The 12,337-nt window shown below is 67.6% G+C and carries 7 protein-coding genes; all 7 read left to right on the top strand.

All coding sequences use genetic code 11. The annotated features are described in order from the left end of the window. Window positions 1-22 precede the first annotated feature (22 nt). The 7 genes from ACFW3L_RS10320 (at window position 23) to rpsJ (ending at window position 12,326) form a co-directional block, all read left to right on the top strand. Window positions 23-3,901, top strand: coding sequence for a DNA-directed RNA polymerase subunit beta' (locus ACFW3L_RS10320; protein ID WP_378738555.1), 3,879 nt, complete (start codon window positions 23-25; stop codon window positions 3,899-3,901). A gap of 148 nt (window positions 3,902-4,049) precedes the next feature. Beyond that, window positions 4,050-7,022 (top strand): hypothetical protein, encoded by a 2,973-nt coding sequence (locus tag ACFW3L_RS10315; RefSeq protein ID WP_378738552.1) that lies wholly within the window; start codon window positions 4,050-4,052, stop codon window positions 7,020-7,022. Window positions 7,023-7,481: 459 nt separating this feature from the next. Continuing rightward, complete coding sequence (gene rpsL, locus ACFW3L_RS10310; RefSeq protein WP_014912437.1) at window positions 7,482-7,853, top strand: 30S ribosomal protein S12; 372 nt, start codon at window positions 7,482-7,484, stop codon at window positions 7,851-7,853. 2 nt (window positions 7,854-7,855) lie between these two features. Beyond that, on the top strand, window positions 7,856-8,326 hold the full coding sequence (rpsG, locus tag ACFW3L_RS10305; RefSeq protein ID WP_017543010.1) for a 30S ribosomal protein S7: 471 nt from the start codon (window positions 7,856-7,858) through the stop codon (window positions 8,324-8,326). A 45-nt stretch (window positions 8,327-8,371) separates the two neighbouring features. Next, a complete protein-coding gene (gene fusA / locus ACFW3L_RS10300) occupies window positions 8,372-10,483 on the top strand; it encodes an elongation factor G (protein ID WP_026128980.1) in 2,112 nt (703 codons plus the stop codon). An 83-nt stretch (window positions 10,484-10,566) separates the two neighbouring features. After that, window positions 10,567-11,760 (top strand): elongation factor Tu, encoded by a 1,194-nt coding sequence (tuf, locus tag ACFW3L_RS10295; protein ID WP_017543008.1) that lies wholly within the window; start codon window positions 10,567-10,569, stop codon window positions 11,758-11,760. A gap of 257 nt (window positions 11,761-12,017) precedes the next feature. Beyond that, a complete protein-coding gene (gene rpsJ / locus ACFW3L_RS10290; RefSeq protein WP_013156110.1) occupies window positions 12,018-12,326 on the top strand; it encodes a 30S ribosomal protein S10 in 309 nt (102 codons plus the stop codon). The last annotated feature ends 11 nt before the right edge of the window (window positions 12,327-12,337 follow it).

Genomic DNA, 12,337 nt, shown 5'->3' with positions numbered 1-12,337 from the left:
TCGAGAGCAGGGGACGAATTAAGTGCTCGACGTCAACTTCTTCGACGAGCTGCGGATTGGCCTCGCCACCGCTGATGACATTCGCCAGTGGTCGCACGGCGAGGTCAAGAAGCCCGAAACCATCAACTACCGCACCCTCAAGCCCGAGAAGGACGGACTCTTCTGCGAGAAGATCTTCGGTCCGACCCGGGACTGGGAGTGCTACTGCGGCAAGTACAAGCGCGTCCGCTTCAAGGGCATCATCTGTGAGCGCTGCGGCGTCGAGGTGACCCGCGCCAAGGTGCGCCGTGAGCGGATGGGCCACATCGAGCTGGCCGCTCCCGTCACGCACATCTGGTACTTCAAGGGCGTGCCCTCCCGCCTGGGCTACCTGCTGGACCTGGCGCCGAAGGATCTCGAGAAGATCATCTACTTCGCCGCCTACATGGTCACGTGGGTGGACACCGAGGCCCGTGAGCGCGACCTCCAGTCGCTGGAAGCACGGATCTCGGTCGAGAAGCAGCACCTGGAGCAGCGTCGCGACTCGACCATCGAGGAGCGTCACCGCAAGCTCGAGGCCGACCTGGCCGAGCTCGAGGAGCAGGGTGCCAAGGGCGACGCGCGCCGCAAGGTGCGCGAGGGCGCCGAGCGTGAGATGCGCCAGCTGCGCGACCGCGCCCAGCGCGAGATCGACCGCCTCGACGAGGTGTGGAGCCGTTTCAAGAACCTCAAGGTCCAGGACCTCGAGGGCGACGAGATGCTCTACCGCGAGATGCGTGACCGCTTCGGGAAGTACTTCCGTGGCGGCATGGGCGCCCAGGCCATCCAGGACCGCCTGTCCAACTTCGAGCTGGACGAGGAGGCGGAGAAGCTCCGGGAGACCATCCGCACCGGCAAGGGCCAGAAGAAGGCCCGCGCCCTGAAGCGGCTCAAGGTCGTCTCGGCGTTCCTCAACACCACCAACAGCCCCATGGGCATGGTGCTGGACTGCATCCCGGTCATCCCGCCGGACCTGCGTCCGATGGTGCAGCTGGACGGTGGCCGCTTCGCGACCTCCGACCTCAACGACCTGTACCGCCGCGTCATCAACCGGAACAACCGCCTCAAGCGGCTTCTGGACCTGGGCGCGCCCGAGATCATCGTCAACAACGAGAAGCGGATGCTCCAGGAGGCCGTCGACGCGCTGTTCGACAACGGCCGCCGTGGACGCCCGGTCACCGGTCCCGGTAACCGTCCGCTCAAGTCGCTGTCCGACATGCTCAAGGGCAAGCAGGGCCGTTTCCGTCAGAACCTGCTCGGCAAGCGCGTCGACTACTCCGGCCGTTCGGTCATCGTCGTCGGCCCGCAGCTGAAGCTGCACCAGTGCGGTCTGCCCAAGCAGATGGCCCTGGAGCTCTTCAAGCCGTTCGTGATGAAGCGCCTGGTGGACCTGAACCACGCGCAGAACATCAAGAGCGCCAAGCGCATGGTGGAGCGGTCCCGCCCCGTGGTGTGGGACGTCCTCGAAGAGGTCATCACCGAGCACCCGGTGCTGCTGAACCGTGCTCCGACGCTGCACCGCCTGGGCATCCAGGCCTTCGAGCCGCAGCTGGTCGAGGGCAAGGCCATCCAGATCCACCCGCTCGTGTGCACCGCGTTCAACGCGGACTTCGACGGTGACCAGATGGCCGTGCACCTGCCGCTGTCCGCCGAGGCCCAGGCCGAGGCGCGGCTGCTGATGCTCGCCACCAACAACATCCTCAAGCCGTCCGACGGCAAGCCCGTGACCATGCCCACCCAGGACATGATCATCGGCCTGTACTACCTGACGACGGAGCGCGCGGGTGCCGCGGGCGAGGGTCGTGCCTTCCGTTCCCCGGCCGAGGCCATCATGGCCTACGACCTGGGCGACCTGGACCTCCAGGCCAAGATCCGGCTGCGTATCGCCGACGGCGCTCCCGCGCCCAAGGACTGGACGCCGCCGGAGGGCTGGGAGCAGGGCGACGTCTACGTCCTGGAGACCACCCTGGGCCGGTACCTCTTCAACGAGGCCACCCCGGTGGACTACCCGTACGTCAACTTCCAGGTGGGCAAGAAGCAGGTCTCGGTCCTGGTCAACGACCTCGCCGAGAACTACCCCAAGGTCCAGGTCGCCACGACCCTGGACGCCCTGAAGGACGCCGGTTACCGCTGGGCCACCCGGTCCGGCCTGACCATCGGCATCGAGGACGTCGTCGCGCCTCCGCGCAAGGCGGAGATCCTCGGCGGCTACGACCGCAAGGCCGACAAGATCCAGCGCGAGTACGACCGCGGTCTGATCACCGACGACGAGCGCCGTCAGGAGCTCACCGAGGTGTGGACCCAGGCCACGGCCGAGGTCGCGAAGGACATGGAGGACAACTTCCCCGCCGACAACCCGGTGTGGATGATGGTCCAGTCCGGTGCGCGTGGTAACCCGATGCAGGTGCGTCAGATCGCCGGTATCCGTGGTCTGGTCTCCAACACCAAGGGTGAGACCATCCCGCGTCCGATCAAGTCCTCCTACCGTGAGGGCCTGTCCGTGCTGGAGTACTTCATCTCCACGCACGGTCAGCGCAAGGGTCTGGCCGACACCGCCCTGCGTACCGCCGACTCGGGTTACCTGACCCGTCGTCTGGTGGACGTCGCGCAGGACGTCATCGTCCGCGAGATCGACTGCGGCACGGACCGTTCGCTCTGGCACGAGATCGGTGAGAAGAACGCCGCCGGTGTCGTCGTGCGCAAGCACAACGTCGAGAACACCGGTTTCGGTCGGACCATCGCGGAGGACACGCTGGACCCGGAGGGCAAGCTCGTCCTCCCGGCGCTGTCCGACACCTCCGAGCAGAACATCGACAAGCTGGTCGCCGCCGGGGTCACCCGCGTGCGCATCCGCTCGTCGCTGACCTGCGAGGCGAAGATCGGCGTCTGCACCACCTGCTACGGCCGCTCCATGGCGACCGGCAAGCCGGTGGACGTCGGTGAGGCGATCGGCATCATCGCGGCCCAGTCCATCGGTGAGCCCGGTACCCAGCTGACCATGCGTACCTTCCACATGGGTGGTTCCGCCGGTCAGGACATCACCCACGGTCTGCCCCGTGTCCAGGAGCTCTTCGAGGCCCGCATCCCCAAGGGTGTGGCCCCGATCTCCGAGATGGAGGGCCGGATCAGGGTCGACGACACCGAGAAGAGCCGCAAGATCGTCGTCATTCCGGACGACGGCACGGACGAGATCGCCTACCCGGTCCCGATGCGTGCGCAGCTCCTGGTGAGCGACGGCGACCACGTCAAGGTCGGCCAGCAGCTCATCCAGGGTGCGATCAACCCGCACGAGGTCCTGCGCATCCAGGGCCCGCGCGCGGTGCAGCAGCACCTCGTGTCGGAGGTCCAGGAGGTGTACAAGTCGCAGGGTGTGTCCATCCACGACAAGCACATCGAGATCATCGTCCGCCAGATGCTCAAGCGGGTGAACATCCTGGAGTCCGGTGACACCGAGCTCCTGCCCGGTGAGATGGTCGAGCGGCCGAAGTTCGAGCGGATCAACCGACGCGTCGTGTCCGAGGGCGGCCAGCCGGCCGCCGGACGTCCGGTGCTGCTGGGTATCACCAAGGCCTCGCTGGCCACGGAGTCCTGGCTGTCGGCGGCCTCCTTCCAGGAGACCACCCGCGTGCTGACCGAGAACGCGATCCACGGTAAGAGTGACCCGCTGCTGGGCCTCAAGGAGAACGTCATCATCGGTAAGCTCATCCCGGCCGGTACCGGTATTCCGCAGTACCGCAACATCCGGGTCGAGCCGACCGAGGAGGCCAAGGCCTCGATGTACTCGGTCTCCGGTTACGAGGAGCCCAGTGAGTACACCTTCGGGCAGGGTTCGGGCGAGGCCGTTCCCCTGGAGGAGTACGACTTCGGTCCGTACAACCGGTAAGTCCGATCTGGACGTTGGTTGAGCTGACGGCGGTGGTCAGCCACCCCCATCACCGGGGGTGGCCCCGCCGCCGTTTCGTCGTTGTCGGTTCGTACACTGCGGTGCGGACGGGGAGAGGGCGCTACGGCGCTGTCGGGAGAGCAGGCAAGTGACTGATAACGGGGGCGGGACGCCGGGCAACCGAGCGTCCGACGCGGACGGGGACTCCTGGTTCAAGCCCAGCGAGAACCGCTACCGCACACAGTCGGAGTACCAGGACCCCCTGGAGGAGGACGCGGCGTCGAACCCGGGGGAGGACGGCGCCGTCTTCCCTGACAGCGGCGGCTACGCGGGGCTGAGCGCCTCGCGTCCGGCGATGGTGGAGCCCTACCCGGACGCCCTGGGCGGGCCGCCGTCGGCACCGGGTATCTCGTACCCGGGCGCGGGCACGTCGGCCTACGAGCCCGTGACGCGCTTCCCGGGAGAGGACCCGTTGGCCGCGCGGGAGCCCGAGGCTCCCGCCGTCGGCGGCTACCCGGGCATCGCGGCCAGTGCCGAGGTCCCGCTTCCTCCGGAGGAGCCCGTGCACGGGTCGGGCCAGCCCACCGCCCAGGGCCCCTTCCGGGACTCCTGGGCCGCTCGGAGCGACGCGGGTTCCGACCGGGACCCGCTGCGCCCGCAGGCGTCGTCCTCCGGCGCGTGGGACTCCGAGGGGCCGTCCGACCCCGCCCCGTGGTCCCCTCAGAGTGCTTCCGAGCCCGACCCGTCCTTCCGCCCCGGCCAGGAGCCGTGGGCTCCGGAGGGGACTGACGAGCGGTCGCCGCTCGCGTCGGCCTCCGGTGACTCGTGGGCTTCCGAGGGTTCCTCCGACTCCGGTCGTGAGCCGTGGGACCCGGCCGCTTCGGGGGACGCTCGTCCGCCCGGTGGTACGGGGGAGCTTTGGTCCCCGGACGACACCCCCGCCTTCTCACCGGACGCGCACGGCGCACGTGACGCGTTCTCCGGCTCCGGTCAGGAGCCGTGGGACCCCGAGGCCGGTGCGCCGGACTCCCGGACGCCGTACGCGTCGGCCTCCGGTCCGGACCCGTTCCCGGCTTCGGGTCGAGAGCCATGGGAACCGGAGGGGTCTGCTCTGGGCGGTCCTGACTCGCGGTCGCCGCGGCCGTCGGCCTCCGGCGACGCGTGGGGTTCCGGGGGTTCCGCCGAGGCCGCTCCGTGGTCTCCCCAGGGGGACGACTCCTCTGCCTCCGCCGCCTCCGGCCTGGACCCCCTCGTCGATTCCGGCGGTCAGCCGTGGGACCCGGCGGCCTCCGGGGAGTCTCGTCTGCCCGGTGGTGCGGGGAGCCTCTGGTCCTCGGACGATCCCGCTCCCTTCGCCTCGGACGCGCGTGGCTCGCAGGAGTTCTCCGGTTCCGGTCAGGAGCCGTGGAACTCCGGGTACCCGGCTTCCGAGGACTCCCAGGTGCCGGGAACCACGCCGGTCCCCTGGTCCTCGGATGACTCCGCGCTCACGTCCGATCCGCTCCGCTCGCAGGAGTACTCCGCTCCGGGCCACCAGCCGTGGGAACCCGATGCCGCCCTGGGTGATGCTCCGGACTCCCGGATGCCGTACGCGTCGGCCTCCGGTCCGGACTCGTTCCCCGATCCCGGCCGCCAGCCGTGGGACCCGGAGGCTCCGGGCGGCCCGGACTCCGGGCTCGGCCGGGACCCGTTGACGCCGCAGGCGTCGGCTTCGGCGAACGATGACCCATGGAGCTCCGGCTACTCGGATGACTCCGCTCCCGCGTCGGACCAGCGCGGCTCCGACCTGGGGGGCGAACCGTGGGACCCCGAGGGCCCCCGTTCAGCGGGGTCTCCCGGTAACCCCGATTCCTGGGGTTCGCGGGACTCCGGTTCCTCGGATGACCCTGGCTTCACCGCGGACGCGCGCGACCCGCTGGACCCGGACACCCCGTGGTCCGCGTCGGGCCCCGGCGAGGAACTCTGGAAGTCCGGGTCCGGACGGGAACAGCCGGGCGAGTGGCGCGGCACCGGCGGCCTGGACAGCTGGAGCCCCGCCGAGGACACCGGGGACACCTGGAAGGGTTCGGGCACCACCGAGCCGTGGGCGGAGCAGACCGAACGGCCGTGGTCCGACCACCAGGCCCCCTCGTACGGCGGTGACCGGTACGACGACGAGTTGTCCCCGCGTCTCGGGGAGGAGCCCGCCGACCGGTACGACGACGAGCTGTCCCCGCGTCCCGCGGAGGAGCCCGCCGACCGGTACCGTGACGAGCTCTCTCCCGCGCCCGAACAGGGCGGGACCGGTAACACCTGGGCCTTCGACCGCAACGACCCGCGTCTGCCCGACGTCGTCCGCGACGCCGAACGCCGCCGCCGCGAGTCGCCCCCGGAGCCCGCGTACGCGGACTGGGGGAGTGAGGACGCGCCGGCCGATCCGGACACCGGCACGCTGTCCGCCGCCGTCCCCGGTTCCGAGGACCCCCTGGCCGCCATCGCGGACATGCAGTCGCGCGCCAGGTCCAAGGACCCCCTGGACGACGAGGACGACCGTCCCTGGGACGGCCCGGAGGACCAGCGGTGGGACGAGACGCCCGAGGAGGGCGACGACTCCTGGCGCGGTGGCGAGGGCGCCACCCAGATGTTCACGCCGCCCTCCTTCGACTCCGAGTCCGACGCGGCTCGGCAGGGGGAGTACGAGGACGAGCGGGACGACCGGCTTGACCGGGACGACCGGGCGGAGACGGACTACGAGGACGACTTCACCCCGGCCGACTACGGGATGCCGGAGCGGCCCAAGCAGGCGAAGCGCCGTCGCGACCGGATCGCGGAGGACTTCCCTGGCTTCGACGAGGCCAGGGACGACGGGGACTACCCGGGCTACGACAGCATCGACTTCCTGGCCGACACCGAACCCGGGGCCAACGTCACCCTGTGGCTGGGTGTGGCCTCGTTGCTGCCGGTCGTCGGTGTGATCACCGCGATCCTCGCGTTGTTCGTCACCGGACCCAGGGCGAAGAGGGCGATCCGCGAGTCGCGGGGCACCCTCGACGGACTGGGCCTGATCACCACGGGTACGGTCTTCGCGGTCATCGGCATCCTGGTGACGGTGATCTCCCTGGCGATCTTCTTCGTTCTGTAGAATCCCGGCCGTTTCCGGGGGACAATGGGTCCTCCGGGAACGGCCGCTCTCTTTGTCGGCCCTTCGTTGGGAAACCCGGGGCGAAGCGCGTCGGGAAGCACGTAGACTGGTCGAGACCCACGGCTACGCGAGATCCGGTTCCGCTTGTCTCGCCATGTCGCACACCGTTTTGACCGCATGTTCGGTTAGCGGTAGCCTGTGTGATTGTGCCCGTGAGTCGACGGGTCACACGTGCGTGTGCGGCGCCCCAGTCCTCCAGAGGACGGACACGGGGCGCGCGGCGCAGGTGAACCCCCTCCTGTGAATCGGTCTCCGACCGGGTGTGCATCCGTTCGCCATGCGTGGGAACGAGGGCGACACGCCCGACCACGGGGGTCGGGGAGGTTCGGGGAATTCAGCAGGTCAATAGCGATATCGGCTACGAGAACCGGCGTAGGTCACGAGGAAGACGGAGACGCGGTGCCCACCATCCAGCAGCTGGTCCGCAAGGGCCGACAGGACAAGGTCGCAAAGAACAAGACCCCGGCGCTGAAGGGGAGTCCGCAGCGTCGTGGTGTGTGCACGCGTGTCTACACCACTACGCCGAAGAAGCCGAACTCCGCTCTGCGTAAGGTCGCTCGCGTCAAGCTGAGCAGCGGCATCGAGGTCACGGCCTACATCCCCGGCATTGGTCACAACCTCCAGGAGCACAGCATCGTGCTGGTTCGTGGCGGTCGTGTGAAGGACCTGCCGGGCGTTCGCTACCGAATTGTCCGCGGTTCGCTCGACACCCAGGGTGTCCGAGGCCGCAAGCAGGCCCGTAGCCACTACGGCGCCAAGAAGGAGAAGTAAGCATGCCGCGCAAGGGCCCGGCGCCGAAGCGCCAGCTCATCACCGACCCGGTCTACGGCTCGCCGCTCGTCACCGCACTGATCAACAAGGTGCTCCTCGACGGCAAGCGCTCCATCGCCCAGGCCGTCGTTTACGACGCCCTGGAAGGTGCTCGGGAGAAGTCCGGTCAGGACCCGCTCGTCGTTCTCAAGCGAGCCCTGGACAACGTCAAGCCCGCGCTGGAGGTCCGCAGCCGCCGTGTCGGTGGCGCGACCTACCAGGTGCCGGTCGAGGTTCGCGCCTCCCGGTCCACCACGCTGGCCCTGCGCTGGCTGGTCTCCTACTCGCGTCAGCGTCGTGAGAAGACCATGACCGAGCGTCTGATGAACGAGCTGGTGGACGCCAGCAACGGTCTGGGCGCGGCGGTCAAGAAGCGTGAGGACACGCACAAGATGGCCGAGTCGAACAAGGCCTTCGCCCACTACCGCTGGTAACCCCGCGGCGAATCGATTCCTTGAGACCTAGGGAAGACGAGCCACATGGCTAAGACTTTGCTTGACCTGGCCAAGGTCCGCAACATCGGCATCATGGCCCACATCGACGCGGGCAAGACCACGACGACCGAGCGGATCCTCTACTACACGGGTGTCAACCACAAGCTCGGCGAGACGCACGACGGCGCCTCGACGATGGACTGGATGAAGGAAGAGCAGGAGCGGGGTATCACCATTACCTCGGCTGCGATCACCACCAGTTGGAACGACACCACGATCAACATCATCGACACGCCCGGCCACGTCGACTTCACGGTCGAGGTCGAGCGGTCGCTGCGTGTCCTTGACGGCGCCGTCGCGGTGTTCGACGCCAAGGAAGGCGTCGAGCCCCAGTCGGAGCAGGTCTGGCGTCAGGCCGACCGGTACAACGTGCCGCGTATCTGCTTCGTCAACAAGATGGACAAGATCGGCGCCGAGTTCCAGCGCTGTGTCGACATGTTCCGTGAGCGCCTCGGCGCGAACGCCATGCCGATCCAGCTGCCGATCGGTGCCGAGAGCGACTTCAAGGGCGTCATCGACCTCGTCCGCATGAAGGCCTACGTCTGGAACGACGAGGCCGCGCTCGGCGAGATGTACGACACCATCGAGATCCCCGAGTCCCACGCGGACGCGGCTCGTGAGGCGCGCGACTTCTTCCTCGAGACGTTGGCCGAGGCCGACGACGAGATCATGGAGATGTACCTCGAGGGCCAGGAGCCCACCGTCGAGCAGCTGGTGCCCGCGATCCGTCGCGCCACCATCGCCGGTACGGCCATCCCGGTCGTCTGCGGTACCGCCTTCAAGAACAAGGGCGTCCAGCCCCTGCTCGACGCGGTCGTCGACTACCTCCCCTCGCCCCTGGACGTCGAGGCCATCGACGGTCACGACCCCAAGGACGAGACCGAGCAGACCAAGCTCGAGCGCAAGCCGAGCGTGGAGGAGCCGTTCTCGGCCCTGGTCTTCAAGATCGTCAGCGACCCCCACCTGGGCAAGCTGTCCTACGTGCGGATCTACTCCGGCGTCCTCGAGGCCGGCACCCAGGTGCTGAACAGCCTCAAGGGCCGCAAGGAGCGCATCGGCAAGGTCTACCGGATGCACTCCAACAAGCGCGAGGAGATCCCCGCCGCTGGTGCGGGCGACATCGTCGCGGTCATGGGTCTGAAGGACACCACGACCGGCGAGACGCTCTGCGAGCAGGGTGCTCCGATCGTCCTGGAGTCCATGACCTTCCCGGCTCCGGTCATCGAGGTGGCCATCGAGCCGAAGACCAAGAGCGACCAGGAGAAGCTGGGCATCGCGATCCAGCGTCTGGCGGACGAGGACCCCTCCTTCCAGGTGGCCTCCGACGAGCAGACCGGTCAGACCGTGATCTCCGGCATGGGCGAGCTGCACCTCGAGGTGCTGGTCAACCGCATGCGCGACGAGTTCAAGGTCGAGGCGAACATCGGTAAGCCCCAGGTGGCCTACCGTGAGACCATTCGCAAGAAGGTCGAAGGCCACGTCTACACCCACAAGAAGCAGACCGGTGGGTCGGGCCAGTTCGCCAAGGTCAAGATCGACCTTGAGCCGCTCACGTCCGAGGACGGCGACGCGTCCGGGTACGAGTTCGTCAACGCCGTCACCGGTGGCCGCATCCCGCGGGAGTACATCCCCTCGGTCGACGCCGGCTGCCAGGAGGCCGCTGAGCTGGGCGTGCTCGCGCACTACCCGCTCGTCGGCATCAAGGTGAGCCTGACGGACGGTCAGTACCACGACGTCGACTCGTCCGAGATGGCGTTCAAGACCGCCGGTTCGATGGCCTTCAAGGAGGCCGTCCGCCTGGCGAAGCCGACTCTTCTCGAGCCGGTCATGGCCGTCGAGGTCACCACCCCTGAGGAGTACATGGGTGACGTGATCGGTGACCTGAACTCCCGCCGTGGACAGATTCAGTCCATGGACGAGCGTTCCGGTGTCCGTCTCGTCAAGGCCCAGGTGCCCCTTTCGGAAATGTTCGGCTACGTGGGTGACCTGCGCAGCCGTACCCAGGGTCGAGCCAACTACTCGATGGTGTTCGACTCCTACGCGGAGGTTCCGTCCGCTGTCGCCACGGAAATCGTGGCGAAGGTTCGCGGCGAATAGTCGCGAGCAAGCAACCCGGCTGTACCCCGCATCCGCGGGGTTGGACCACAGTCAGATAGATCTGTACGTCTAGGAGACTTCCAGTGGCGAAGGAAAAGTTCGAGCGGACCAAGCCGCACGTCAACATCGGCACCATCGGTCACATCGACCACGGCAAGACCACGCTGACCGCGGCCATCACCAAGGTGCTGCACGACGCGTACCCGGCGCTGAACCCGTTCACCCCGTTCGAGGACATCGACAACGCTCCTGAGGAGCGCGAGCGCGGCATCACCATCTCCGTCGCTCACGTCGAGTACCAGACCGAGGCGCGTCACTACGCCCACGTCGACTGCCCCGGTCACGCTGACTACGTGAAGAACATGATCACGGGTGCCGCGCAGATGGACGGCGCGATCCTGGTCGTGGCCGCCACCGACGGCCCGATGCCGCAGACCAAGGAGCACGTGCTCCTGGCCCGCCAGGTCGGCGTCCCCGCCATCGTCGTCGCCCTGAACAAGGCCGACATGGTGGACGACGAGGAGATCTTCGAGCTCGTCGAGCTCGAGGTGCGTGAGCTCCTCAGCGAGTACGAGTTCCCCGGCGACGACATCCCCGTCACCAAGGTCTCGGCTCTCAAGGCCCTCGAGGGCGACGCGGAGTGGGGCAAGGCCGTCCTGGAGCTCATGGGCACCGTGGACAGCTTCATTCCCGAGCCCGAGCGTGACACCGAGAAGCCCTTCCTCATGCCGATCGAGGACGTCTTCTCGATCACCGGTCGCGGCACCGTCGTCACCGGTCGTATCGAGCGCGGCGTCGTCAACGTCAACGAGACCGTTGACATCGTCGGCATCAAGGAAGAGAAGCAGACCACCACCGTCACCGGTGTTGAGATGTTCCGCAAGCTGCTCGACAACGGTCAGGCTGGCGACAACGTCGGTCTGCTCCTGCGCGGCATCAAGCGCGAGGACGTCGAGCGCGGCCAGGTCGTGATCAAGCCCGGCACGACCACCCCGCACACCGAGTTCGAGGGCCAGGTCGTCATCCTGTCCAAGGACGAGGGTGGCCGCCACACGCCGTTCTTCAACAACTACCGCCCGCAGTTCTACTTCCGCACCACCGACGTCACCGGCGTCGTGACGCTGCCGGAGGGCACGGAGATGGTCATGCCCGGTGACAACACCGAGATGACCGTCAACCTGATCCAGCCGGTCGCGATGGAAGAGGGCCTCAAGTTCGCCATCCGTGAGGGTGGCCGGACCGTGGGCGCGGGTCGCGTCACGAAGATCCTCAAGTAGCACACACGTTGGGGTGGCCCCTTCCGGAGCCGCCCCGACGTGGTGGGTGGGCCGCTTCACGGCGGCCCGCCCACCACACTGACAAGACGTCATCGGGCTCTGTGACGGTGACGCACCGCAGGGGCAAGCCCTGTTGCGGTTTCTCAAGGGAATAGGGGCTCACGGCCAACACGCCGGCGGATTCGCCGACGGGCCTGGGCGTCTGTGACCGGACAGCTCACCGTTACGGACACTGAAGCGAAGGACGAACAGGCCACATGGCGGGACAGAAGATCCGCATTCGGCTAAAGGCCTATGACCACGAGGTCATCGACAGCTCGGCGCGCAAGATCGTTGAGACTGTGACGCGAACTGGCGCACAGGTCGCGGGCCCGGTGCCGCTGCCGACGGAGAAGAACGTTTACTGCGTCATCCGATCGCCGCACAAGTACAAGGACTCGCGCGAGCACTTCGAGATGCGCACCCACAAGCGGCTGATCGACATCATCGACCCCACGCCGAAGACGGTGGACTCGCTCATGCGACTCGACCTCCCGGCTGGCGTTGACATCGAGATCAAGCTTTAAGGACGCACAGA

The sequence above is a fragment of the Nocardiopsis sp. NPDC058789 genome (assembly GCF_042745575.1).
In the GTDB taxonomy this organism is placed as follows: Bacteria; Actinomycetota; Actinomycetes; order Streptosporangiales; family Streptosporangiaceae; genus Nocardiopsis; species Nocardiopsis eucommiae.
The sequence above is the reverse complement of the archived record's forward strand: the minus strand, read 5'-3'. Positions and strand labels throughout refer to the sequence as shown.

Bases quoted from the DNA above. Each gene is read 5' to 3' on its own strand.
- rpsG (WP_017543010.1), top strand. From the start codon at position 7,856: ATGCCGCGCAAGGGCCCGGCGCCGAAGCGCCAGCTCATCACCGACCCG.
- fusA (WP_026128980.1), top strand. From the start codon at position 8,372: ATGGCTAAGACTTTGCTTGACCTGGCCAAGGTCCGCAACATCGGCATC.
- rpsJ (WP_013156110.1), top strand. From the start codon at position 12,018: ATGGCGGGACAGAAGATCCGCATTCGGCTAAAGGCCTATGACCACGAG.